This window comes from Amycolatopsis azurea DSM 43854, from assembly GCF_001995215.1.
GTDB lineage: Bacteria > Actinomycetota > Actinomycetes > Mycobacteriales > Pseudonocardiaceae > Amycolatopsis > Amycolatopsis azurea.
Genome location: NZ_MUXN01000023.1, coordinates 193,132 through 218,516, shown reverse-complemented (window position 1 = coordinate 218,516; position 25,385 = coordinate 193,132). Strand labels below are relative to the sequence as shown.

At 69.2% G+C, this 25,385-nt stretch carries 20 protein-coding genes and 1 riboswitch; of the genes, 17 read left to right on the top strand and 3 right to left on the bottom strand.

What is annotated here, in order from left to right; all coding sequences use genetic code 11:
• Nucleotides 1–72: 72 nt before the first annotated feature.
• The 4 genes from B0293_RS29450 (at nt 73) to B0293_RS29435 (ending at nt 2,704) form a co-directional block, all read left to right on the top strand.
• Nucleotides 73–687: a cell division protein SepF gene (locus tag B0293_RS29450; RefSeq protein WP_005155186.1), complete on the top strand. Its 615-nt coding sequence runs from the start codon at nt 73–75 to the stop codon at nt 685–687.
• Between the two features lie 114 nt (nt 688–801).
• The gene (locus tag B0293_RS29445) at nt 802–1,077 is read left to right on the top strand and encodes a YggT family protein (RefSeq protein WP_005155180.1); all 276 of its coding nucleotides are present in this window, start codon (nt 802–804) and stop codon (nt 1,075–1,077) included.
• A gap of 54 nt (nt 1,078–1,131) precedes the next feature.
• Nucleotides 1,132–1,995, top strand: coding sequence for a DivIVA-like cell division protein Wag31 (gene wag31, locus B0293_RS29440; RefSeq protein WP_005155178.1), 864 nt, complete (start codon nt 1,132–1,134; stop codon nt 1,993–1,995).
• 112 nt (nt 1,996–2,107) lie between these two features.
• Nucleotides 2,108–2,704, top strand: coding sequence for a hypothetical protein (locus tag B0293_RS29435; protein ID WP_005155175.1), 597 nt, complete (start codon nt 2,108–2,110; stop codon nt 2,702–2,704).
• On the opposite strand, the gene B0293_RS29430 is transcribed toward B0293_RS29435, so the two are convergent.
• Nucleotides 2,701–4,518, bottom strand: a complete 1,818-nt coding sequence (locus B0293_RS29430) for an FUSC family protein (protein WP_005155174.1) — start codon at nt 4,516–4,518, stop codon at nt 2,701–2,703. The genes B0293_RS29435 and B0293_RS29430 overlap by 4 nt on opposite strands.
• A gap of 79 nt (nt 4,519–4,597) precedes the next feature.
• On the opposite strand from B0293_RS29430, the gene B0293_RS29425 reads away from it, so the two are divergent.
• From B0293_RS29425 to B0293_RS29415, 3 genes are all read left to right on the top strand, one after another.
• A complete protein-coding gene (locus B0293_RS29425; RefSeq protein WP_039916933.1) occupies nt 4,598–4,903 on the top strand; it encodes a hypothetical protein in 306 nt (101 codons plus the stop codon).
• A gap of 72 nt (nt 4,904–4,975) precedes the next feature.
• Nucleotides 4,976–6,253 carry an HNH endonuclease signature motif containing protein gene (locus B0293_RS29420; protein WP_039916931.1) on the top strand — a complete coding sequence of 426 codons (1,278 nt, stop codon included), beginning with the start codon at nt 4,976–4,978 and terminating at the stop codon, nt 6,251–6,253.
• Nucleotides 6,254–6,345: 92 nt separating this feature from the next.
• Nucleotides 6,346–6,813: an Imm21 family immunity protein gene (locus B0293_RS29415; RefSeq protein ID WP_077241419.1), complete on the top strand. Its 468-nt coding sequence runs from the start codon at nt 6,346–6,348 to the stop codon at nt 6,811–6,813.
• 26 nt (nt 6,814–6,839) lie between these two features.
• Here the strand turns inward: B0293_RS29415 and B0293_RS29410 are convergent, their stop codons facing one another.
• A complete protein-coding gene (locus tag B0293_RS29410; RefSeq protein ID WP_005155166.1) occupies nt 6,840–8,486 on the bottom strand; it encodes a hypothetical protein in 1,647 nt (548 codons plus the stop codon).
• A 338-nt stretch (nt 8,487–8,824) separates the two neighbouring features.
• On the opposite strand from B0293_RS29410, the gene ileS reads away from it, so the two are divergent.
• From ileS to B0293_RS29365, 9 genes are all read left to right on the top strand, one after another.
• On the top strand, nt 8,825–11,986 hold the full coding sequence (ileS, locus tag B0293_RS29405) for an isoleucine--tRNA ligase (RefSeq protein ID WP_005155165.1): 3,162 nt from the start codon (nt 8,825–8,827) through the stop codon (nt 11,984–11,986).
• Nucleotides 11,987–12,131: 145 nt separating this feature from the next.
• Nucleotides 12,132–13,739 (top strand): penicillin-binding transpeptidase domain-containing protein, encoded by a 1,608-nt coding sequence (locus B0293_RS29400; protein WP_005155164.1) that lies wholly within the window; start codon nt 12,132–12,134, stop codon nt 13,737–13,739.
• A gap of 43 nt (nt 13,740–13,782) precedes the next feature.
• Nucleotides 13,783–14,466 (top strand): ArsR/SmtB family transcription factor, encoded by a 684-nt coding sequence (locus tag B0293_RS29395; protein WP_005155162.1) that lies wholly within the window; start codon nt 13,783–13,785, stop codon nt 14,464–14,466.
• A gap of 111 nt (nt 14,467–14,577) precedes the next feature.
• Nucleotides 14,578–16,056, top strand: coding sequence for a potassium/proton antiporter (locus B0293_RS29390; RefSeq protein ID WP_005155157.1), 1,479 nt, complete (start codon nt 14,578–14,580; stop codon nt 16,054–16,056).
• A 131-nt stretch (nt 16,057–16,187) separates the two neighbouring features.
• Nucleotides 16,188–16,871 (top strand): M23 family metallopeptidase, encoded by a 684-nt coding sequence (locus B0293_RS29385; protein ID WP_005155155.1) that lies wholly within the window; start codon nt 16,188–16,190, stop codon nt 16,869–16,871.
• 128 nt (nt 16,872–16,999) lie between these two features.
• A riboswitch (SAM riboswitch) is annotated at nt 17,000–17,114 on the top strand.
• Nucleotides 17,115–17,146: 32 nt separating this feature from the next.
• Entirely contained in the window at nt 17,147–18,523 is a 1,377-nt protein-coding gene (locus B0293_RS29380) for an aminotransferase class V-fold PLP-dependent enzyme (RefSeq protein ID WP_005155151.1), read from the top strand.
• A 19-nt stretch (nt 18,524–18,542) separates the two neighbouring features.
• Nucleotides 18,543–19,157: a hypothetical protein gene (locus B0293_RS29375; RefSeq protein WP_143254666.1), complete on the top strand. Its 615-nt coding sequence runs from the start codon at nt 18,543–18,545 to the stop codon at nt 19,155–19,157.
• A gap of 24 nt (nt 19,158–19,181) precedes the next feature.
• A complete protein-coding gene (gene lspA / locus B0293_RS29370) occupies nt 19,182–19,745 on the top strand; it encodes a signal peptidase II (RefSeq protein ID WP_005155148.1) in 564 nt (187 codons plus the stop codon).
• Nucleotides 19,742–20,668 carry an RluA family pseudouridine synthase gene (locus tag B0293_RS29365; RefSeq protein ID WP_039916927.1) on the top strand — a complete coding sequence of 309 codons (927 nt, stop codon included), beginning with the start codon at nt 19,742–19,744 and terminating at the stop codon, nt 20,666–20,668. Before lspA ends, B0293_RS29365 begins: the two co-directional genes overlap by 4 nt.
• 175 nt (nt 20,669–20,843) lie before the next feature.
• Here the strand turns inward: B0293_RS29365 and B0293_RS29360 are convergent, their stop codons facing one another.
• Nucleotides 20,844–21,854, bottom strand: coding sequence for an AsnC family protein (locus B0293_RS29360; protein WP_005155146.1), 1,011 nt, complete (start codon nt 21,852–21,854; stop codon nt 20,844–20,846).
• Between the two features lie 132 nt (nt 21,855–21,986).
• On the opposite strand from B0293_RS29360, the gene B0293_RS29355 reads away from it, so the two are divergent.
• Nucleotides 21,987–25,298 (top strand): DUF885 domain-containing protein, encoded by a 3,312-nt coding sequence (locus tag B0293_RS29355; protein ID WP_005155145.1) that lies wholly within the window; start codon nt 21,987–21,989, stop codon nt 25,296–25,298.
• Nucleotides 25,299–25,385 lie beyond the last annotated feature (87 nt).

The following is a 25,385-nucleotide window of genomic DNA, read 5'->3' as shown; positions in this document are numbered from 1 at the left end:
CTCGTCGTTACGGGGAGTGGCGGCGAGGGCGGGGGAGCACGGTGCGGGACGCGGCTAAGGCTAGGGAGAGGCATGAGCGCGCTGCAGAAGCTGAAGGCCTACTTCGGGATGGTGCCCGCGGACGAAGACGGCTACGACGTCGAGGATGACTACCGGCGAGGGTACGCCCCAAAGGAATATGCCGAAGACGAGTACGACTACGACGACGAGCCACCGGCCCGGTCACGGGGTGGACGTTACCGGGACGTCGACGACACTTATGACGAGCCCGCGCCCCGGCCTCGGTCACGCTCCGTGGCCAGTCCGGAGCCGGCGGTCCACGGGGCCTTGGCGATGGACCGTCAGCCGGAGCCGGTCGCGCGGCTCCGTCCGGTCACCGAACCGGTCCGGGCCGCGGTGCGCGACCCGTTGAGCCGGATCACCACGCTGCACCCGACGAGCTACGCCGAGGCGCGCGCGATCGGGGAGCACTACCGGGAGGGCATCCCGGTGATCATGAACCTCACGGAGATGGAGAACGCGGACGCGAAGCGTCTCGTCGACTTCGCCGCGGGGCTCGCGTTCGCGTTGCGCGGGTCGATGGACAAGGTCACCAACAAGGTGTTCCTTCTCTCACCGCCCGATGTGGACGTCACCGCGGAGGACCGTCGGCGGATTGCCGAAGGCGGATTATTCCTGCGCGGCTGATCACCCGGTGACCGCTGAGCGCAGCCGGATGTGATTTTGTCGACTCATCGGCATCTCGGGCCCGTCAACTGCGTCTTTTGACGCGGGACATGGCAGAGTGGTTACGTGAATGCTGTGTTGCTGGTCGTCTGGTACGTGCTGTTCGCCTTCTGGCTCCTGCTGACGGCACGGATCGTCGTCGAACTCGTGCGTGCTTTCGCTCGCGAGTGGCGTCCTGCCGGAGGGGTTGCGGTAACGCTCGAGACCATCTACACAGTGACCGACCCACCGGTTCGTCTGTTCAGACGAATCATCCCGACCGTACGAATCGGCGGCGTCGGACTGGACTTATCGATTATGGTGCTGCTGTTGGTTGTGTTCTTCGCGATGCAGCTGGCAACGCCAGGGTGATTTTCGGGGAAGCCCGGGTGGACCTGCAGGCCATGGAGTGCGTGAGGTGATCTGATGTCGTTGACCCCCGCTGACGTGCATAACGTCGCGTTCAGCAAGCCGCCCATAGGCAAAAGGGGCTACAACGAGGACGAGGTGGACGCGTTCCTCGACCTGGTGGAGACCGAGCTTGCCCGGTTGATCGAGGACAACAACGAGCTGCGGCAGCAGGTCGAACAGCTCGACAACGAGCTCGAGACCACCCGTGGTGAGCTCGAGAACGCCAAGGCCGGCGCCGTCGGCCCGCCGCCGCAGGTACGCGACGAGCCGTCGCGCCGCCTCGCGCCGGTGCCGCCGCCGCAGTCGGCGATGGAGCAGACCCAGGCCCACTCGATGGTGCCGGACAACGGGGAGCCCAACGTCCAGGCCGCGAAGGTGCTCGGGCTGGCGCAGGAAATGGCGGACAGGCTCACCGCCGAGGCCAAGACCGAGTCGGACGGCATGCTCGCCGAAGCCCGGACCAAGTCCGAGCAGCTGCTGTCGGACGCGCGGTCGAAGTCGGACTCGATGGTCAACGAGGCGCGCACCCGCGCCGAGACCATGCTGAACGACGCGCGGACCCGTGCCGAGACCTTGGAGCGCCAGGCGCGCGACAAGGCGACGACCATGGAGCGCGAGGCTCAGCGCAAGTACACCGAGACCATGAACAACATGAACGCGGAGAAGGGCTCGCTGGGCAAGAAGATCGAAGAGCTGCGCACGATCGAGCGGGAATACCGCACGAGGCTGCGTGGGTTCCTCGAGTCCCAGCTGCGTGAGCTCGACGACCGCGGTTCGGCCGCTCCCGCGTCGGCGTCCTCGACGAACTCGGGGCAGCCGGCGTCGTCCTCGGGCGGCGGACAGGGCTACTCGTTCGGCCCTCGGGCCGAAGCGGGCTGATTTTCACCGGCCCGAGTTTTCACCCTGCTTGAATTTTCTACTCAGTGGAACGGCCTCGGCACTCTCCGGAGGGTCGGGGCCGTTTCGCTTGCCGCTCGTGTTGTAATTCACCGTGCTCTACATCGTCCTGGTACTGGTACTGGCGGCTCTGGGGCTGCTCGTCGCGGCGCTCATCACCGCGAACTCCCTGTGGGCCTGGATCTCCATCGGTCTCTCCGTCGTCGCCGGGTTGCTGCTCGTCTTCGACTGGCTGCGCCGCCGGAAGAAGCGCGAGGCCGAGGCCGGCGCCGACTCCGAGCAGACCGACGCCGAAGACTCGGAGGAGGCCGATGATTCGACAGCGGCCGAAAAGAGTGACGCGGGCGACGAAAAAAAATCCGAGGACGCGGAGCAGACCGTTCTGATGCCCGCCGCGGGTGAACTCGACGGCACCGAAGAGGCGGCGGAGCCGCAGCGCACCGGTGATCCCGGCGAGGAGAAGAGCGATCCCGAGGACGTGGCGATCGTCTCCGAACTCGAGACCGAGGTCGTCGTCGTCGACGAGTACCCGCGCTATCACGTGACTTCGTGCGAATGGCTCGACGCCCGCGACACCATCCCGCTGGGTATCGGCGAGGCACGGCAGCTCGGGTTCACCCCGTGCGCGCTGTGCACGCCCGACGCCGAGATCGCCGGGCAGCACCGCGACAAGACCAAGGCGGACAGCTAGGCGCTCCTCAGCGTCTGAGCCGCTTCGCCGACGGCGACCACGTCCGCGGCGATCATGTCGAGCACCAGGCGCTGTTCGTCGTCGGCGCCCCGCGGCGCCGGAATCTCCGCCGTCTCCTCGGTGCCGAGCGTGCGCGCCGCCTCGTCGACGGCGTCCGCGACGTCGGCCGGTCCGGACAGCAGCAAGAGCGACGACGCCGTCACGGACAAGCCGCGCAAGGCCTCGGCGGCGTTCTCCAGCGACTCCCGTTGTCCTGGCGCGGGTTCCTTCGTGCCCGGCTCCGCGGCGAGCAGACCGTGGTGCGCGACGGCGGCGGTCCGGAACTCGCGGCCGAGTGTGCGCGGGTCGACGTCCTCGCCGCGCAGTTTGCGCCCCACCGAGCCGAGCAGCACGCGAGTGGCGTCGACGGCGCTCTCGAACCGTTCCGCCGGGCCGGGTTTCGGCACACCGGGAATCGCGGCGAAACCGAACAGCAGGGCGATGGCGCCGGCGAGGACCATCAGGAGCAGGTACTCCACGAGCACGTAACGCGGGTCGAGGTGTCTGGTGGTCGCGTTCATGCCGACCGACATCAGGACCATGCAGCCGTTGAACACCGCCGGGCGCGTCTGCATGAACGAAAACCCGCCCAGCAACGCGACAAGGCCGATCGGCAGCAGAAACCCTTGCGGCAGAAGCCAAAGGACGAGGGTGAGCACGACGGCGCCGCCGAGTGAGCCGCCGATGCGCTGCCAGGCCTTGCTGAGGCTGTCGCGCCATTCCGGCTGCATGATGGCGAAAGTGCCCAGCAGGAAGGACACGGTGAGCGGGTCGCCTGGCCGGAAACTCGCGACCACGAGCGCCAACGCCAGCCCGAGACCGCAGCGGAGCGCGTGCCGGAACTGCGGTGACCGCCAGGAGAACGTGCCGCTCAACTCGATCCGGCGCACTTCCTTACGGAGTCCTTTCGGAACGTCCACACGCGACTCGTCGCGTTCGGTCGCCGCGGCCCGGATGGTGTCGAGAGAATCCCAGAGCGCGGCGACGAGCCTGGCCGTGGCGCCGGGTAGCTCCGCGGGTTCCCTGCGCCGCACAGGTTCGACGTGGTCCGGCGCTGTGGTGCTTCGTACGGCCTCGGCGAGCCTGATAGCCTCTTCCCTGGCCGCGTCGAGCGTTTCGCCGATTTCGTCGTGGTTCAGCCGTTTCCGGCGGATCTCGAGCAAGCCGGAGGCCGCGCGGTAGCGGAACGTACCGCCGAGAACCCTGCCCGTCCAGCGACGTGGCCGGTCCGCGAGCCACAGCTTCGCCGCGCGTTCCTGCGTTTCGGAGGTACTCGACGCTAGTGCGTCGGCCAGCGCTTCCCGGGTCGGCTTGGCCGGGTCCTTCGCGCCCATCAGGACGCGCAGCAGGAGCACTACGCCCACCGCGAGCGCCGGCGCGCCCAGGATCTGCCCCGCCGACGCCGTCCCCGTCAGCTGGAAGCCGTACCCGAACAGCGACGCCATCCCGAGCCCCAGCCCGACCGTGACGAACCGCGCCCCGAGCGCGGGCAGCAGTCCGGCGACGACCACGATCGCCACCAGCAACGCGATCGCCGCCCACTGCGACACCGCTCCCAGCAGCCGTGGCACGCCGACCGCGAGGATCAGTGCGGGCGCGAACCACGCCAGCAGCCGCAGATCCGCCCACAGCGGCCCGCCGACCGCCGCCATGAGACAGAAGAGCGCCGTGAGCGCCGCCAGGACGGCCGCGTTGCCCAGTCCCAGCAGGAAACCGAGTCCGCTGACGCCGCCGAGGACCACCAGCAGGACGACGAGGAGTCCGGGCCCTTTCATCGGACCCCGTAGATCGACATACCGTCAACCTAGATGCGGCGGCGGGGACGGCAACTCGGGCTTTGATACGTTGCGGCCCATGTCAGAGTCCAACGCCCCTGATCACGGCGAAGACGCTGGTCCGCCGCGCCGTACCGCCAAGCGCGTCATCGGTGGGATCGTCTTGATCCTTCTCGCCGCGGTCCTATTGTTCGGCGGGATCCAGGGGATCGTCGATCCGGACGCCGTCACCAGCAAATCGCGCAAGATGGACACCGACGTCGAGGCGAAGATCGGTGGCCTGCTGCTCTGTTCTTTCGGGCTCACGGTGCTGTTCTTCGGGATTTTCCTGTTGAGGAAGAGAAAGCCCTCCGAGGGTTCTCTGTTCGGCAAACCGGGTGAGTGACCCTTCTCCAACTTTCGATATAGTCTGAATATGCTATAGAACGGGTGTTCGACTGCGGGTAGTGTTGTTGGCGTGGCCAGCAGCGACAGACCTCAGACGACGCCCGCCGAGTGGTGGCGCGTCGACACTGCTGTGTTGCATGCCCGTAAGCAGGAACTTGAAGTCTTGAAGCGTCAGTTGGATGCCGAGCAGAACGCGATTCTCGCGGAAATCAATGTGCGTGGGGTTCGGGGATGTAGCGGGCATTCGACGTTGGCGGGGATAATTTTCGAGGACTTCCATGTGACGGAGAAGGAGGCCAAGGACCGCGCGGATCGGGTACTCGCCCTGCATGCCGGCCCGTCTATCGGCGGTGATCCTGTCCCGCCACTCGCACCTCTGACCGCCGAGGCGGCCGCAGAAGGCGCGATCGGTGGCTCGCAGATCGACGCGATCATCCGCACTCTGGCCCGCATCCCGTCTTTCGTGCCAGAAGAGGAGGTGCGGGGCGGTGAGAAGATCCTGGTCGACCTCGCCCGCCGTGCCGGGCCCCGTGTCATCGCCCGGGCTGGGCGGCGTCTGTTGGACAAGCTTGATCCCGATGGGAAAGAACCCCGTAATGAGGATCCGAAGGATGTGCGGCCGGAGTTGCGGTTCGTCAAACACCGCGACGGCACCCTCGGCCTGAAAGCCACCTTGGACCTCGAAACGTATGCCCGGTTGAAGTCGGATCTGGATCCGTTGGCCAAGCCGCACAAGGCGATCGACGGGGTGCGGGATTCCCGCACGCAGGACGAGCGCTATGGCGACGCCTTCACCGACTACGTCCGGTTGAAGACCGCCAGCCGGAACCTCCCCGGCCAGGCCGGGGAGGCCACGCACATCCTGGTCACCATGTCCTACGAGGACTTGATCAACGACCTCGGCGAGGCTCACCTCGATCTCGTCGGGCCGATCAGCGCCACCGATGCCCGGATCCTCGCCTGCGACGCCCGCGTCCGGCCCGGAGTACTCGGCACCGCAGGCGAACCCTTGGACATCGGCCGCTCCAAACGCACCGTCTCCTTGGCTCAGAAGTACGCGTTGACGATCCGCGACGGAGGCTGCGCGTTCCCCGGCTGCGACATGCCAGTCCCACGCTGTACCGCTCACCACATCGTTTTCTGGCGACACCACGGTGAAACGAAAATCGACAACCTGGTTCTGCTCTGTACCAAGCACCATCGGCTGATCCATCACAGTGAGTGGAAAGTCCGGATCGCCCAGGACGGCCTGCCGGAGTTCACCGCCCCTGCCTACCTCGACCCCACCGGACAACCTCGGCGTAACACCATGCACCTGAGGACATGGGCCGATCTGCCGCCTGTATAACGACCTACACGTCCGCGCTTGAGTCGCGTCGCGGATCCGTATTGTCCGCGAGCTTTAACTCGAAGAGCATCTGAGCGCCCGAAGACCATGCGGTGTCGTCAACCAGTAGTGGAACGGTCTTCCGGCGAAGACGACTTTGCCGTGACCGAACATCTACCTGCGCGGTGAACGCGCTCGCGGGCACACTCCCCATCGGCACGGCGGCAGGCCTGGTCCTCGGCGATGAACCCGCCACCACTTGCTACCTCCCGGAGCACCGCGCCTTCCTCCGCTGGCTCGCGGCCGACTCCGAGGACGACCTGTTCGCCGAAGCCGAACGACTCCTCGCCGATCCCGTCACGCCGTGGGAGGACTGCGGTCCTTGGGAAACCGACGGCCCCGCGGTCCTCATGGACTCGGTGACCGCGGGGGCGGAACTGGGCGTCGAGTATCCCGCCGGCGGAAAGCCGGAGCAGGCGTACGTCGAGATCGAGAAAGGAAGGTTCACCGTTCGCGCCATCCACACGAAAGGCGAAGCCGCGTGGGTCGGCTTGGTCCGCCTGATCCCCGAAGCTGCTTGATCTCGAAGCTGCTTGACCCCCGAAAGCTAAGCCCGCGACCGGTAAGCCCGTTCCAGTAGCTCACGCGCCCGCGGCGAAGCAGGATCCAGTGCGACAGCCTCTTCGGCGGCATCGGCGGCGTCCTCGAAACGCTCCATCGTCAAGAAGAGCTCCGCGAGATCGGCGCGGACCCGGCCGAGTGCGGCGGTGTTCCCGGCGGACCCGAAGCTTTCGGCGGCCATCAGCAACCGGAACGCGGCTTCGTCGAGATCGCCGAGTGCCTGCGAAAGCTTGCCGTGGGTGTACAGCATCTCGGCCTGTACCTCGTGGTTCCCGCCCACGGCGTCGCACTCGCCGCTCAGGTCGAGAGCGGCCTGAAGGTCCCCGGTGAACGCGAGGATCCAGACCGCCATCAGCCGGGCGCGGGCGGCGTTCACGTAGTCGCATTCCGACTGGAAGAGGCCGACGGCCTCACGGGCCAGAGCCAAGGCGCGCGGGGGATCCTGCCCCAGGGTCAGCGCGGCGCGGCGGAACGCGCGTGTCCCGGGATCGTCCCGTGCCGCCTCGACGAGATCGCCGGAACCGGCGAGACGGCGGGCGAGCAGGACGCCTTCGGGATTCGGCAGCAGGTCGTCGAATCGTTCCCACAGCGCGGCCGCGAACTCCGGATCGTCCGCTTTGCGTTCGGCCCGGGAAGCCAGTTCCTCCACGGTCGTCGGGTAGATCAGGATCACCGAGCCGATTTGCCTGGTGCGCGGGAGCAACGAGAGACCCAGATCCAGCGAGCCCCGCACCGGTTCCGCGGCGAGGAGTGCCCGGATCCGGTCGCTCTGCGCGGAGTTCCCGTTGCGGGCGTCGAACCGCGCGGCGATCTCCAGCGCGCGGGTGGCATGGTCCAAAACGGATCCCGTCGCCAAAGCCGCCGCGGCGTGGAAGTCCATTTCCGCGAGCGGGGTCGATCGCCATCCGCCGTGCCGGTCCACCAATTTCCGAGCCGCGGAAGGATTCCCCGTGCGCGCACAGAATTCGACGTGCCGAGCCAGCGAGCCGAGCTCCGAAGGATCGCTCCAGAAAGCCGAATAGGACTCCCGGAACGCTTCCACCGCGTCGTCGAGCCGCTCCAGCCGGACGAACGGGAGCATCAGCGCGGCGCGCATCGCGTGAGGCTGCCGGGAGCAGTAGTCCTCGTCGGAGAAGAGCTCGGCGGCGTCGGCGAGGTGTCCGATCCGGAGGAGGTGGTCGATCCGCAGGCCGGTGTCGCACTGGGCGCACCGCGAGCTTTCCGGCGGGGCCTCGTACCGGACGTCCGCGTCGGAGCCGAGATGCGAGGCGACGATCAGGCGGTTGTCGGGCATCGGGCCGAAGAGACGTTCGCCCTCATCGAGCGCGGCGAGGGTGTCCGCGAGCGGAACGCGCGGGTCTTCGGTGAAGGCCTCGGCCAGGTAGTCGAACACCGGCCGGAGTTCGGGATCGCCGGAGTCCAGGCACCGCGAGAGCGGCTCGAACACCTTCGCGGGCTCGCCGCCGAGGAGGTACGCGGTGGCCAGCCGGACGCGTGCCTCGTGCCGATGCGCGGTCAGCCCCAGCGCGTCCACCCGACGCGTCACCTTCTCGAGCGCGGCGATCTGCCCCGCGCCCTCCCACATCCGGTCGGTGACCCGGATCTGGCGCCACAACTGTTCTTCGGTGTCCATCACCCTCCCGCCGGGCGGCAGCCTAACCACGGCGCCCGCCCGCCGCCTCCGGGTTTCCGCCCACCCCGGACAACCCGGTTGCCCCCGCGCGCTACCCTTGACTCAACTGGCACCGATCCGGCCATCACCGGGGAGCCTCCGGAAGAACAGGGCCCGCGCCCCCAGTAGAACCGGACGGGTACGGCCCGTCACAGCCGTCGAATGAGCGGCCCAGCCGGAACACCACCGGCCGGGCAAGCGGGGTGGTACCGCGGAACGCGCCGGAACCGGCCGTCTCGTCCCCGTGTGGGTGAGAGCCCGTACGAGACGAGCAGTGTCGGATCTGAGGAGCACCGAAGATGTATCCCAAGGCACAGGTGGACGGCGAGACCGGCGTCCCGTCCCAGCCTTCGTTCCCCGAGTCGGAAAAGCGCGTCCTCGCGTACTGGGAATCCGATCGGACCTTCCAGGCCTCCATCGACGCCCGCGACCCCGGCGTCAACGGCTCGAACGAGTACGTCTTCTACGACGGCCCGCCGTTCGCCAACGGCCTCCCGCACTACGGTCACTTGCTCACCGGGTACGTGAAGGACCTGGTGCCGCGTTACCAGACCATGAAGGGCAAGCGCGTCGAGCGCCGCTTCGGCTGGGACACCCACGGCCTGCCCGCCGAACTCGAGGCCATGCGCCAGCTCGGGATCACCGAGAAGTCCGAGATCGACGCGATGGGCATCGACGTCTTCAACGACGCCTGCCGCGAGTCCGTGCTGCGCTACACCGGCGAATGGCAGGACTACGTCACCCGCCAGGCCCGCTGGGTCGACTTCGGCAACGACTACAAGACGCTCGACCTGTCCTACATGGAGTCGGTCATCTGGGCGTTCAAGCAGCTGTGGGACAAGGGCCTCGTCTACGAGGGCTACCGCGTCCTGCCCTACTGCTGGCGCGACGAGACCCCGCTGTCCAACCACGAGCTGCGCATGGACGACGACGTCTACGCCAGCCGCCAGGACCCCGCCGTCACGGTCGGTTTCCGCCTGGAGGGCAACGACAACGAGCTCGACGGCACGTACCTGCTGATCTGGACCACGACGCCGTGGACATTGCCGTCCAACCTCGCGACCGCGGTGCACCCCGACGTGCGCTACGTCGTGGTGGAAAGCGACGGCAAGCGGTTCCTGCTCGCCGAAGCGCGCGTCGCGTCCTACGCTCGCGAGCTCGGCGAGGAGCCGACCGTCGTCGGGCACTACACCGGGACCGAACTGCTCGGAACCCGTTACGCCCCACCGTTCCCGTACTTCGCCGGACACGAGAACGCGCACCGCGTGCTGTCCGCGGACTACGTGACCACCGAGGACGGCACCGGTGTCGTCCACATCGCGCCCGCCTACGGTGAAGAGGACAAGGCCGTCACCGACGCGGTGGGCATCGTCCCGGTCACGCCGGTCGACGCGCAGGGCAAGTTCGACGCGACCGTCTCGGACTACGCGGGCCAGCAGGTGTTCGACGCCAACCCGAACATCATCAAGGACCTCAAGAACGGCACCGGTTCCGCCGGCCGCCAGGGCGCGGTGCTGCTGCGCCACGAGACCTACGAGCACCCGTACCCGCACTGCTGGCGCTGCCGGAACCCGCTGATCTACCGCGCCGTCTCGTCGTGGTTCGTCGCGGTGACCGAGTTCAAGGACCGGATGATCGAGCTGAACCAGCAGATCACCTGGTATCCGGAGAACGTCAAGGACGGCCAGTTCGGCAAGTGGCTGGAGAACGCCCGCGACTGGTCGGTCTCCCGCAACCGGTACTTCGGCACGCCGATCCCGGTGTGGCAGTCGGACGACCCGGCGTACCCGCGCACGGACGTCTACGGCTCGCTCGACGAACTGGAGCGCGACTTCGGCGTCCGCCTGGAGAACCTGCACCGGCCCTTCATCGACGAGTTGACCCGGCCGAACCCGGACGACCCGACCGGGAAGTCCACCATGCGCCGGATCGAGGACGTGTTCGACGTCTGGTTCGACTCGGGTTCGATGCCGTACGCCCAGGTGCACTACCCGTTCGAGAACACCGAGTGGTTCGAACACCACTACCCGGGTGACTTCATCGTCGAGTACATCGGGCAGACCCGCGGCTGGTTCTACCTGCTGCACGTGCTGGCGACCGCGTTGTTCGACCGGCCGGCGTTCCGCACCTGTATCTCGCACGGGATCGTGCTCGGCTCGGACGGCCAGAAGATGTCCAAGTCGCTGCGCAACTACCCGGACGTCAACGAGGTCTTCGACCGCGACGGTTCCGACGCGATGCGCTGGTACCTGATGGCGAGCCCGATCCTGCGCGGCGGGAACCTGGTCGTCACCGACAAGGGCATCCGCGACGCCGTCCGCCAGGCCGTGCTGCCGCTGTGGAACTCGTACTACTTCCTCGCGCTCTACGCGAACGCCGAGGGCGTGGAAGGCCAGTGGCGCACGGATTCGAAGCACATCCTCGACCGGTACGTGCTGGCGAAGACGCACGAGCTGGTGACCGACGTCGAGCACGCGCTCGACACCTACGACGTCGCCGGTGCCTGCTCGACCGTCCGTGACTTCCTCGAGGTGCTGACGAACTGGTACGTGCGCCGGTCGCGCGACCGGTTCTGGGCGGGTGAGCAGGACGCGATCGACACCCTGCACACCGTGCTGGAGGTGACGTCGCGGGTGGTGGCGCCGCTGCTGCCGCTGACCACCGAGGTCGTCTGGCGCGGGCTGACCGGCGGCCGTTCGGTGCACCTGGCCGACTGGCCGAACGCGCTCGACCTGCCCGCCGACGCGGCGCTGGTGACGGCGATGGACCGGGTGCGCCAGGTGGCGTCTTCGGCGCTTTCGCTGCGGAAGTCGAACAAGCTGCGGGTGCGGCTGCCGCTGGCCAAGCTGGTCGTCGCCGCGCACGAGGCCGACTCGCTGCGCGAGTTCACCGACATCCTGCGCGACGAGGTCAACGTCAAGTCCGTCGAGCTGACCACGGACGTCGCCGCCCACGGCGGTTTCGAGGTCGCGGTGAACGCCCGTGTGGCCGGACCGCGGCTGGGCAAGGACGTCCAGACGGTGATCAAGGCCGTCAAGGCGGGCGAGTGGACGACGTCGGAGAGCGGCGCCGTCGTGGCCGCCGGGATCGAACTCGTCGAAGGCGAGTACGACCGGCGTCTGGTCGCCAAGGGCGGCGGCGCGGCCGCGGAACTGCCCGGCGGCGCCGGACTGGTCCTGCTCGACACCGAGGTGACCGACGAGCTGGCGGCCGAGGGCCTGGCCCGCGACCTGGTCCGGGTCGTGCAGCAGGCCCGCCGTGACGCCGGGCTCGACGTCGCCGACCGGATCGCGCTGACGGTCGACGCGCCGGAAGACGTGGTCACGGCCGCGAAGACGCACGAGGAGTTCATCGCTTCGGAGACGCTGGCGACTTCGGTGGCCTACGGCGACGTCGCCGACGGCTCGGCCGGCACGGTCGGGGAGGGCACCAAGGTGACCGTGGCGGTCACCAAGGCCTGACCACGGTCCCGATCACCGGGATCACGAAACGGATTCGGAACAGTCGCTTTCTCGCCCCCGGGCCGCCTTGCACGTGCGCAATCGGCAGGCTGACGCCCGGGGGCGCGCGCGAGGGGCGCGCGCCGTACTGGGGGAGAGCGAGTTCATGAGTCCTGCCCGGAAAAGAGGGATCCTGATCGGCGCCGCGCTGGCGGTCGTCGCCGTCGTGGTGGCCGCGGTGGTGCTGCTGATCAGGGAAGAACGAGCACCCGCCGCTTCCGGCGGCGGTCCGGGGGAGTCCACCGAGAGCGCGAACGAAAGCCCGGCCCAGGTCGCCGCCCGGTTCCTGCGGCAGTTCGACACCGGCGACCTGACCGGTGCGCCGGTCGACGACCCGGCGGCGGCCACGGCCGCCCTGTCCGCGACGCGCGGCGCGCTCAGCGCGGCATCGGTCAAGACGTCACTGGGCGAGGTCCCGACGACGCCGGGGGACGCGACCTCGACGTCGGCCACCTTCCACGCCGCGTGGACCTTCACCGGCAACAGTGTCTGGAAGTACGAAGGCAAGCTGGACCTCGTCCGCAACGCCGGGAAATGGGTGGTCCGCTGGGCGATGTCGGTGATCCACCCGAAGCTCGAAGCCGGTCAGCAGCTCTCCGTCGCGCCTGTTTCGGCCAAACCGGTCGTGGCGGACAGGGACGGTAAAGCCCTCGTCGGCGGTGACGCGGCCGGTGTCGCGCCGCTCCTGCAGGGGGCGCTGTCCAAGATCGCGTCCGAGCAGAACGGCGGCACCGGGGCTCCGGCCACTGTCACCGTGTCCCGGCTCGACGCCTCGGGCAAACCGGTCGAAACGCTCTTCGGGCAGGCCGCGGAGACCGACAAACCTCTGGTCTCGACGTTGAGCGTGGCCTCCCAAACGGCCGCGCAGAAGGCCGTCGACGGCTTCAAAGGGCCGGCGATCATCGTCGCGATGAAGACTTCGGGCGAACTCCTGGCGGTCGCCCAGAACGGCGCGGCCGGGAACCAGCCGAAGGCGCTCAGCGGCCTCTACTCGCCGGGTTCGGCCTTCAAGATCGCCACCGCGACCGCGGCGTTGGAGCAGGGCGGGGTCTCCGCCGACGCGCCCGTCGCCTGTCCGGGCAGCGAACAGATCGGGACCCGCACGCTCAAGAACGAGAACGCGTTCGACCTGGGGACCGTTTCGCTGAAGACCGCGTTCGCCGCGTCGTGCAACACGACCTTCGGACGGCTCGCCGGGCAGCTGCCCGCGGACGGCCTCGCGAAGGCGGCGACGCAGCTCGGCCTCAACGCGGACTTCGAGATCCCGGGGCTGGCCACCGAGACCGGGAAGGTCGAACCGTCGAGCAGCGGGGACGAGAAGGTCGAAGCCGGCATCGGACAGGGAAGAGTGCAGGTCAGTCCGCTGGGCGCGGCGCTCATGGCGGCCACGGTCGCCACCGGGAAACCGGTGGTGCCGAAGCTGTGGCAGGGGCTGGAGACCAAGGTCAACGCCGGTTACCAGGCCCCGCCCGCGGGAGTGCTGAACCAGGTCCGGGCGATGATGCGCGAGGTCTGCACGACAGGGACCGCGAAGGCGCTGAAGAGCAGCGGCGCCGTGTTCGGCAAGACAGGGACCGCGCAGTTCGGCTCGGGCGCCGACGCCAACGGCTGGTTCGTCGGCTATCGCGGGGACGTCGCTTTCGCCGTCCTGCTCGAAGGCTCCAACGACTCCGGACCCGCGGTCGGGCTGGCGGCGAAGTTCCTGGCGGGCTGACGTTTCGGTCCTCGCCGAACCGTGGGTCTTCTACGGTGAGCGCATGGAAACGATCGCCTTGGCCGAGGTCGCGGCCGTGCTCGCCGACCCGAGCCGCGCGTCGATGTGCCTCGCGCTGCTCGACGGGCGTGCCTGGACGGTGACCGAACTGGCCGGAGCGGCCGAGGTCGCGGCGTCGACGGCGAGCGAGCACGTGACGAAGCTGACCGAGGCCGGGTTCGTCGTCCGGGTCAAACAGGGCAGGCACAGCTACGTCCGGATAGCGGACCCCCGGGTGGCGGAGCTGATCGAACATCTGGCGCAGCACGCCGAACACCGTCCGGTGAAGGGCTTGCGCTCGTCGGTCCGGGTGAAGCGGCTCGAATTCGCCCGGACCTGCTACGACCACCTCGCCGGCACGGTCGGCGTCGCGCTGCGGGACGGGATGCTCGCCACCGGGCTGATCGACGAGGCCGACGGCTTGACGCTGACCGGTCGCGGACGCGAGGTGCTCGGCGCGCTCGGGGTGGAGATCGCCGACGGGCGCCGGGCGATGTTGCGTGACTGTCTCGATTGGACAGTGCGCCGTGATCATTTGGCGGGCCGCGTTCCGGCGGCGTTACTGTCTCACGGAGTGAGCGCCGGCTGGTTGTCGCGTGAGGGCAACCGCGCGGTGAAAGTCCTGCCCGCGGCCGAAAAACCGTTCGCGGACCTCGGTGTCGACCTGATGTCCCTGCGCCGTCCGTAAAGGACAGTCTGTAACACAGGCTATCCGGACGGTTCTCGACCGGTACACGATCGAGTGACGACCACCGCCTCACTACTCTGGAGCCCTCACGGCGACCGGACGGGAGGCGACATGGAGCAGCTCCCGCTCGTCCTCGGCACCGGCGGTGCCGTGCTTCTCGTCGCCGTGATCGCCGTCCGGGTGTCGATCAAGGTCGGCCTTCCCTCGCTGCTGCTGTACCTGGGGATGGGGGTCCTGCTCGGCGAAGCCGGGTTCGGCATCCACTACGACAACCCCGAGCTCACCCAGTCCCTCGGCCTCGCCGCACTGGTGATGATCCTCTCCGAAGGTGGCCTCACCACCCGGTGGTCGGCCGTGAAACCCTCGCTGGGCATCGGGATCGCACTGTCCACAGTGGCCGTGGCGGTGAGCATCGCGGTCACCGGCGCCGCCCTGCACTGGTTGCTGGGCCTGGACTGGCGGATGGCCCTGCTGTGGGGTGCGGTGCTGGCCTCGACCGACGCCGCCGCGGTCTTCTCGGTGCTGAGATCGGCGGGTATCGGGAAGCGGCTCGTCGGCGCGCTGGAGATCGAGTCGGGGATCAACGACGCCCCGGCCTACATCGCCGTCGTCGTCCTCGCCGAGGGCACGACGGTGGACTGGTCGCTGCCGCTGCTGGTCGTCTACGAACTCGCGGCCGGACTGGTGATCGGCCTGGCCTTCGGCTGGATCGGGGCGCAGGCGCTGAGACGGGCCGCGCTCCCGGCGACCGGTCTGTACCCGCTGGCCACGATGGCGGTCTGCGTCGTGGCGTATTCGAGCGGGCAGCTCGCGCACGCTTCGGGCCTGCTCGCCACCTACGTCGCGGCGCTGGTGCTGGGGAACTCGAAACTGCCCCACCGGTCGGACACGCTGTCCTTCGCCGAAGGGCTCGGCTGGCTCGCACAGATCGGGCTGTTCGTGCTGCTCGGCCTGTTCGCCTCGCCGGGCAGGATCTTCGAAAGCCTGGTCCAGGGCCTGGTCGCGGGCGCGGTGGTGCTGTTGCTGGCCCGGCCGCTGTCGGTGCTGCTGTCGTCGCTGCCGTTCAAGGTCCCCTGGCGAGAACAGGTGTTCCTGTCCTGGGCCGGGTTGCGCGGGGCGGTCCCGATCGTGCTCGCGCTGATCCCGCTGTCGTCCGGTGTGCCCGGTGCCCAGGAGCTGGTCGACGCGGTGTTCGTGCTGGTCATCGTGCTGACGCTGCTCCAGGGCGCGACGCTGACCCCGCTCGCGAAAGCACTCGGGCTGGCCCAGCACGCCGAAGCGCACGAGATCGACGTCGACTCCGCGCCACTCGACGAGATGGGCGCGGAACTCCTCCAGGTCCGGATCAACGCCGGGTCCAAGATGCACGGCGTCTACCTGGCCGAACTGCGGCTGCCGGTGGGGGCGACGATCAGCCTCCTCGTCCGCGACGGCGCCGGCTTCACGCCCAACAAGAACACCCGGCTCCAGGAACTCGACCAGTTACTCGTCGTGACCACCGCCGACGTCCGTGACGCGGCCGAACGACGCCTGCGGGCGGTCGACCGCGCCGGACGCCTCGCCAGGTGGAAGGGCGAATCCGGCCAGTAGGTCACGAACCGGCACCAGCTGTTCGTCGGTTGATCTCAGAAAATTCTTCCCTTTTGTACTCCTTTTGGATTACTTTCCCGGCAATCGACTCCATCGAATGGGTGAGTGTCACGGGGTAAGGAGTACGCAAGGTGACGAAACTTCCTGCACGGTTCGCCGGTCTGGGGGCCGCGGCCACACTCGTCGGAGTGGTTCTCGCCGCGCCGGCGGCCACGGCGGCCGGTGCGTTCCCGGCGTTCGGATTGCCCTTCGATGCGGGCCAGTCGGTCTACTCGGCGGGGATCCACTCGGACAACGGGAACTCCGGCGTGAAGAACGCCATCGACTTCAGCCCCGGCGACAAGACCGTCCGCGCCCCGCTGGCGGGCACGGTCCGGATCCAGCACTGCTCCGGCGGCGACTGGGTGACCGTCGACCACGACGGCGGCTGGCGCACCGGGTACTACCACATGGAGAACATTTCGGTCGCCGACGGCCAGAAGGTCGCTCCCGGCGACGCCCTCGGCCGGACCGGCAACGCGCTGCCCTGCGGTGGCAGCAGCACCGGCGCCCACGTGCACTTCACCCTGTGGACCCTGCCCGCGGCCGCCGCCCAGGGCGGCGACTCGCGCGACTTCGGCGTCGGCGCGGGCAACTGGAACGGCATGTCCTACGACGAGGTCTCGACCAAGGTCGCCGAGGCCTACGGCGAGGCCGTCGACGGCAAGACCTTCGGCGGCTGGCAGTTCACCGCGGGCACCGAGCAGTACTCCGGTACCGCGACCGAGGTCTCTTCGCGTTCCATCGTTCCGTTGCCGGGCCGATTCCGCGTCTGACCTCCCGTTGCCCGGCGCGGCGCGGCGCCGGGCAACGGTGCTCTCCGACCGCGGAACGCGTGACCGGCGTCTCAACATCCGGACAAGGGGTGGCTCGATCGCCGGTGCGTCCGCTAACTTCGTCCCTAGGTCACGAGTGTCAGCGTCAAGCCCCGGCTAGCTGACCGGCAACCCTCCTACCGCGGTGGGGTGCCCCGGGTGAGGACCTGGCTCGTCGCGTGGTGCGACGGGCAAGCGCGGGATCCTCGTCGGGTCCCCTGGCCCGGAGGATGACGATGACTCTCGCTCTCGAACGCACGAACACCCCCGAGGTTGTTTCGGAAACCGTCGCAGAAACCGTTGTTTCGCAGGAAATCCCGACGGTGGCGTGTGCCGGTCTGCGGGTTCCGCTGGTCACCGGCGGCGACATCGGCTACGCCAACCTCGATCACGCGGCGAGCGCGCCCTGCCTGGACAAGGTGCGCGACGCCGTCGACGAGTTCCTTCCCTGGTACGCCAGCGTTCACCGCGGCGCCGGGTTCGCTTCGCAGGTCTCCACCAAGCTTTACGAGCGCACGCGCGGGATCCTGCGTGACTTCGTCGACGCGAGGTCGACCGACACCGTCGTGTTCACCCGCAACACCACCGATTCCTTCAACCTTCTCGCCCGCAGCCTGCCGAAGCACACCTCGGTCGTCGTGTTCGACACCGAGCACCACGCCGCGCTGCTGCCGTGGAAGGGCCCGAACGTCCGCCGGATCCAGACCCCTCGCACCCGCCTCGCCGCGGTGTCCGCTGTGGACGAAGCGCTCGCGGACTGCCCGCAGGGACCGCGGCTGGTCGTCCTCACCGGCGCGTCCAACGTGACCGGGGAACTGTTGCCGGTCAAGGAGATCGCCGCCGTCGCGCGGCGGCACGGCGCCCGGATCGCGCTCGACGCGGCGCAGCTCGCGCCGCACCGGAAGATCTCGGTGCGCGAACTGGACGTCGACTACGTCGCGCTGTCCGGCCACAAGTTGTACGCGCCCTTCGGCGCCGGCGCGCTGATCGGCCGCGCCGATTGGCTGCGCGCCGCCCAGCCGTACCTCGCCGGCGGCGGCGCGACGAAGCTCGTCACCCGCGACGCCGAAAACTTCGGTGTGGTCTGGAATTCCGGCGCCGAGCGGCACGAAGCCGGTTCTCCCAACACCGTCGGCGTCTACGCGCTCGGTGTCGCCTGCCAGACGCTGGCCGGGAACTGGGACGCGATCGTCGCCCACGAGGACGAACTGCTGGCACGGCTGCGTCGCGGCCTCGCCGGTGTCCCCGGATTCGCCGAGCTGCGGCTGTTCGACGCGCCTGTCGACCGGGTCGGCACGCTCAGCTTCTTCGTTGACGGCTTCGACCCGGGCTGGCTCGCCGCGGTCCTGTCCGCGGAGTACGGCATCGGCGTCCGGGACGGCGCGTTCTGCGCGCACGTGGCGACCAAACGGCTGATCTCCGCCGCCGGTTCGACGGGGCAGCAGGCCGTCCGGGTCAGCCTCGGCCTCGGCAGCACCGCCGAACACGTCGACCGGCTCGTCCTGGCGCTGCGCCAGATCGTCGCCCGCGGCGCGCGCTGGCAGTACGAGAAGCCCGAGGGCCGCTGGGTGCCGGAGAACGATCCGCGGGAGCTTCCCCCGTTCTGCGCCTGACCCACTACCCTCACCCCGCATGGGGAACGAGCGACCGCGTTACTGGTTTCCGCTGGCACTACTGGGATTCGCCCAACTGGCGGTGGTGGCCTCGTCCGTCGGTTCGAGCCGATCCGAAGGATGGTTCACCTATGCGCCCGTCACGCCTTACGGGATTTACCAAGGGCTCTACGGCGTGGAGATGAGCCATGAGAGCAACACCGCCATCGCCGTCACGATCGGCGACGTCGGCCGGATCGACGGCTGGTTCTTCGCCGCGTTCGCGATTTTCGTCGGCACGGTGCTCTTCTACGCCGTCCTGGCGAAGCGCGCGGGGAACGGGATGCCGTGGTGGAAGGTCGCCCTGATCGCCGTCGGGGGACTGGTCGCCATCCTGCTGGCGGATCTGGTCGGTTTCTCGGAATTCGACATGCCCGGTGACGTGCGGACCGCGGTCATGCTCACGCTGGGCCTGGTCGCACTCGCCTGGCTGGACCGCAGCGTGCTCGTACTGGTGGTGGCCGCTGCGTTCGTGCTCTGCTCCGTCGTGCTCGCGCAAGGACCGCTCGCGCTGATGCTGTCGTCCCTTGTCGCGCTGGCCGGGGCGTTCGCGGCCCTGCTGAGCAGGCCGAAGGCGGCCGCCGAGGAGACCTGAGCACGCTCAGTGGACAATGGGGGAGTGAGTACAGAGCCCGAAACCGCGCCACCGGCGCCGCCGCTGCCCAAGAAGCGCGTCGCCGTCGTGTTCGTCGTCGCCGCGGTGCTGTGGGGGATCGACCTCCTCACCAAGCAGATCGCCGTGTCGACGCTGGAGGGCAAGCAGCCGGTCGAGTTCCTCGGCGGACTGGTGTACTTCCAGCTGGTGCGCAACCCCGGTGCCGCCTTCTCGATGGCGACCGGGCTGACCTGGGTGCTCGCGCTGGTCGCGGTCGCCGTCGTGGTCGCCATCAGCTGGCTGGCCCGGCGGCTGCGCTCGGTCGGCTGGGCGATCGGCCTCGGCCTGGTGCTGGCGGGCGCGCTCGGCAACCTGACCGACCGGATCTTCCGTGCCCCCGGCCCGCTGCAGGGGCACGTGGTCGACATGATCTCCGCGTTCGCGCCGAACGGGCAGGGCTGGGCGATCTTCAACGTCGCCGACTCCGCGATCTGTGTGGGAGGCGTACTCATCGTGATCCTTTCCCTGCTGGGCAAGGACTACGACGGATCATCCACAAAGGACAAGAAGAAGGCGGCGAGCGAATGAGCGCGCGGATGTTGCCCGTCCCCGACGGGCTCGACGGCATGCGCGTCGACGCGGGACTGGCGAAACTGCTGGGACTTTCCCGCACGGTCGTGGCGGAACTGGCCGAATCCGGCGAGATCTTCCTGGACGGCAGGCCCGCCGGGAAGTCGGACCGGCTGTCCGCCGGTGGGCTGCTCGAAGTGACGCTGCCCGACCCGGCCTCGGCCATCGAGGTCGTCGCGGAACCCGTCGAGGGCATGAAGATCCTGCACGACGATGACGACATCGTGGTGATTGCGAAGCCGGTCGGTGTCGCCGTGCACCCGAGCCCCGGCTGGACCGGCCCGACCGTCGTCGGCGGGCTCGCCGCCGCCGGGCTGCGGATCGCGACCTCGGGCGCGGCCGAACGCCAGGGCGTCGTGCACCGGCTGGACGCGGGCACCACCGGCGTCATGGTCGTGGCGAAGAGCGAGCACGCGTACACCGTGCTGAAGCGGGCGTTCAAGGAACGCACCGTCGACAAGGGTTACCACGCGATCGTCCAGGGCCACCCGGATCCGACGCGCGGCACCATCGACGCGCCGATCGACCGGCACCCCCGGCACGACTACAAGTTCGCCGTCGTCCAGGGCGGACGGCCCAGCGTCACGCACTACGAGGTCGTCGAGGCCTTCCGCGCCGCGTCGCTGGCCACGATCAAGCTGGAGACCGGTCGCACGCACCAGATCCGCGTGCACTTCTCGGCGCTCAAGCATCCGTGCGTCGGCGACCTGACCTACGGCGCCGACCCCGTGCTCGCGCGCAAGCTGGGGCTTTCCCGGCAGTGGCTGCACGCGAAGACGCTCGGCTTCGCGCATCCGTCCGACGGGCGCTGGGTCGAGTTCGAGTCGGAGTACCCGGACGACCTGGCCAACGCGCTGCGGATCCTGCAGGACGAGAACTAACCACTGCGCATTTCGTCCTCTGATTGCGGGCTTGGGCTGTCGCGGGGCGCGGGTGCCGAGTACATGAAGGCCCCCTTGCTTGCGCCTGGCTCCGTGAAGGACCCCTTCATGTACTTGAAGAGCTCCCGCGCGTTTAGTCCTCTGAATGCGGTCTGCATTCAGAGGACTAAACGCGTCAGTCGTCGATCGACCAGGTCAGGGTGCGTTCGTCGGGTTCCGGCCGCGGTGACCAGCGCACGGCGACCACGCGGGTGGCGTCCGGCAGCACGTAGACGGTGTGCCCGCCGAGCGTCTCGCCCGGCCGGACGCCGATCTTGTGCGGCGGCCGCGAGGTCAGGGAGACCGGCGCCTTCGCGATCGGCTTGCCGTCCGCGGTGAGCAGTTCGAGGTAGTTGTCCGGCAGCGACACGAACGGGATGTTCCCGCGGTTGGTGATCTCGGTGTGCACCACGACCGACCGTTCCCCGGCCTCCAGCGAGTAGCCCGCCGCGCTGAACAGGTAGTCCGCCGGGTCCTGGACCTCCAGCAGCTGGACGGTGAGCTGCTCGCCCTCCAGGCCCTGGGTCTCCATGACGTCGCCGGTTTTGCCCTTCTTGCCCTCCGGGGCCTGCTGCGGCACGGGCTGCTGCTCGTCGCCGCGGGCCCACGACGCGGTCTGCGGCACACCCCAGGTGCTCATCACCGGGTCGGCGGGCGGGGGCGCGAACTGCTGTTGCGGCGGGGCGGGCGGACGCTGGGGCGGCGGAGGCTGTTGAGACTGCTGAGGCGGCGCCATCGGCTGCCGCACCGGCGCCGACGGCGGCCCGGGGTAGCGGCCCGACGGCGTGCCGTGCACGTTGTACGCGCCCGACGGCGTCCCCTGGACGTTGTACGGCCCGGAGGGAGTGCCCTGGACGTTGTGCGGCCCGGAGTGTCCCGGCGGACGCTGAGGCTGAGGGGGCTGTTGTGGCTGAGGGGGCTGCTGGGCCCACGAAGGCGGCGAGCTCGCGATGGCGGCCCGTAACCCGTTCGGGTCGCTCTCCACGCCCACGAGCAGTGGCAACCCGCTGCCGGAGAGCGCGACCAAGCGGTACGCGACCTCACGCGGGTCCATGCCGACCTTGGCCGCGAGTTCGTGCACGGCCGCCTTGCCCAGGTCCGCTAGGGCGGCGAGCAGGCGGATGTCCACGGGATCGGTCACGGCCACGTCCGGGAACGCTACCGTCTCGCCCCCGGCGCCGTGGGAGTGGCCGTCCGCCCGCGGCAAAACCCGGCTTCGGTAGTACGCGCTCTCCATTAGGGTCGGAGGCACCGCCTCCACCGACCCCTGGGAAGAAACATGAGCGAAGTCTCCGCCCTCGCCGACGAGTTCGTCGAAGTCCTGTTCGACGCCGAGCCGGTCACGCCCGCCTTGCAGGGCTTCCGTCCCGAATCGACCGGGCTCGCCGATCTCAGCGAGGCCGCGGGAGACGCCTTCCGCGCGAAGCTGGCCGGGCTCGCCGAGCGGGCCGAGGCGCTCGGCACCGACGGCCTGAGCGCGGAGGAGAAGACCACCCGCGACGTCCTGATCGCGACGGCGCGGGCGAGGATCGCGCTGCTGGACTCGCGGTTCGTCGAGTTCACCGTCAGCGACCTGTTCATCTCGCCCGCCGCCGAGGTGCTCACCGTGCTGCCGATGATGTCGGTGGGGACGGGCGCGCAGGCGGAGGCGCATCTCGGGCGGATCGTCGCCATCCCGGAGTACCTGCGGCAGGCCGCGCAGCGGCATCGTGACGGCGTCGCCCGCGGCCTGGTCCCGGTCGCGTACCTCGTCGACGCCACCGTCGCGTACCTCGACCGGTACCTCGCCGACCCGTCGGCCGACCCGCTGCTGCGCCAGCCCGCGCCCGACGACGACTTCGAGACCCGCCGCGCCGACCTGCTGCGCGACGTCGTCCGGCCCGCGATCGCCGAGTACCGCGAGGTCCTCGCGAACGAGATCGCGCCGCACGGCCGTCCCGAGGACAAGCCCGGCGTCTGCTGGCTGCCCGACGGCGAGCGCATCTACGCCCTGCTCGCCGAGATGCACACCACGACCGTCCGCACCCCGCGCGAGCTGCACCAGACCGGGCTCGACGTGATCGCGAACCTCGCCGGCGAGTACCGCGAGTACGGCTCGCGCGTCTTCGGCACCACCGACCTCGCCGAGATCTTCACCAAGCTCCGCACCGACCCGGCCCTGCGCTGGTCCGGCGCCGAGGAGATGCTGGACTCCGCCCGCGCGGCCATCACCAGGGCCGAAGCCGAGGCGCCGAACTGGTTCGGCCGGATCCCGCCGCAGCCGTGGACGGTCGAACCGGTCCCCGCCGAATCCGCGCCCGGCGCGCCCGCCGCGTACTACATGTGGCCCGCGGTCGACGGCTCCCGGCCGGGGATCTACTTCGCCAACACCCACAAGGCCGAGGAGCGGTTCCGGCACGCGGCCGAGGCGACGGCGTTCCACGAGGCCATCCCCGGCCACCACTTCCAGCTGAGTCTCGCGCAGAGCCTCACCGAACTCCCGCTGCTGCGCCGCATCGGCGACTTCACCGCGTACGCCGAGGGCTGGGGTCTCTACACCGAGCGCCTCGCCGACGAGATGGGCCTGTACTCCGACGACGTCGCGAAGCTCGGCATGCTGACCATGGATTCGATGCGCGCCGGCCGCCTGGTCGTGGACACCGGGCTGCACGCGCTGGGCTGGAGCCGCCGCCAGGCCATCGACTTCCTCACCGAGAACACGCCGATGGCGGTGGTCGAGATCGAGTCCGAAGTGGACCGGTACATCGCCTTCCCCGGCCAGGCGCTGTCGTACATGGTGGGACGGCTGGAGATCCAGCGCATCCGCGCCGAAGCCGAGCTGACGCTGGGCGGCCGGTTCGACATCAAGGCCTTCCACGACGTCGTCCTCGGCGGCGGCGCGCTCCCGCTTTCGGTGCTGGACGGCGTGGTCCGCGACTGGGTCGCCGGCCACGGCGACACCCCGAACAGCCTCGCCGAAGAGCTGATGGAGCTCAAGTTCGACGAGCTCCCGCTGTGGCGTTCGCTGCTCGGGCTCCCCGGTGACGAGGGCTCGATGCCGGATCCGAGCGCGGAGGCCGCGGCCGCTCAGCGCGCGTCGGCGGTCGCCATCGCCGAACGGGCCGAAGCGCTGGGCACCGAAGGACTTTCCGCGGCCGAGGCGGTCACCCGCGAGGTCGTGATCCAGCAGGCGAAGGCGATGGTCGACGTGATCGACGCCCGCGCCGCGGAGTTCTCGGTCAGTGACGGACTGGCCTCGCCCGCGTTGTTCATGCTCAACGAACTCGCGGTGCTGACGCTGAACGACGAGAAGAAGGTCCGGGGGTACCTGGAGCGGCTGAACGGGCTGGGTGCCTACCTGGACGCCCTGATCGTGCGCCAGCGCGCGGCGGCGGTCGACGGGCTGATCCCGCCCGGCTTCCTTGTCGAAGGCGGGATCGCTTACGTGGAGCGCTATCTCGGCGACGAGGCGGGTGACCCGCTGGCGCTCACCGCGTCCGTTTCCGTGGACGGCTACGAAGCCGAACGGGACCGGCTGCTGGCCGAGGTCGTCCGTCCCGCGTACACCCGGTACCGCGACTTCCTCGCCACCGAGCTGCGTCCCGTGGCGAAGTCCGAAAAGGAGCCGGGCCTGTGCGCGCTTCCCGGCGGGCAGGAGAAGTACGCCGCGCTGATCCGGGCGCACACCTCCACCGAGCGCACCGCGCGGGATCTGCACGACACCGGGCTCGACATGATCGCGAAGCTGGCCGACCAGTATCGCGAGCTGGGCGAGAAGATCTTCGGTACCAAGGATCTCGGCGAGATCTTCGAGCGGCTCCGCACCGACCCGGACCTGCGCTGGCGGGACGGGGACGAACTGCTCGACGCCGCGCGTGACGCCATCACCCGCGCCGAAGCCGTTGCCCCGCAATGGTTCTCGACCATCCCCGAGGAGCGGTGCCAGGTCGAGCCGGTCCCGCCCGCGGAGGCCCCGGGCGGCACGCTCGCCTACTACATCGAGGCGTCGCTCGACGGCACGCGGCCGGGCACCTACTACGCGAACACCCACGAGGCCGAGCAGCGCCCGAAGCACACGAGCGAGGCGATCGCCTTCCACGAAGCGGTTCCGGGGCACCACTTCCAGATCTGCATCGCGCACAAGCTCAAGGGCCTGCCGATGCTGCGCGGCCACGCGGACGTCAACGCCTACGTCGAAGGCTGGGGGCTCTACTCGGAGCGCCTCGCCGACGAGATGGGCCTGTACTCCAGCGATCTGACCCGGTTCGGCATGCTCACCCAGGACTCGATGCGGGCCGGTCGCCTGGTCGTCGACACCGGGATGCACGCGCTCGGCTGGAGCCGTCAGCAGGCCGTCGACTACCTCGCCGAGAACACGCCGATGGCCAGGGTCGAGATCGAGGCCGAGATCGACCGCTACGCCGCGGTTCCCGGGCAGGCGCTGTCGTACATGGTGGGACGGCTGGAGATCGAGCGGATCCGTGCCGAGGCCGAGGCCGCCCTCGGTGACCGCTTCGACATCAAGGGCTTCCACGAGGTCGTGCTGAGCAACGGGATCTTGCCGCTGCGGGTGCTGGACGACGTGGTGAAGGCCTGGGTGGCCGCGCACTGAAGGTGAAGACGGCGGGTGCCCCCGGGTGCCCGCCGTCTTGCCTTCGCGGAGGTCTCACGCGACACTGTCACTAAGCAACCGCTCAGT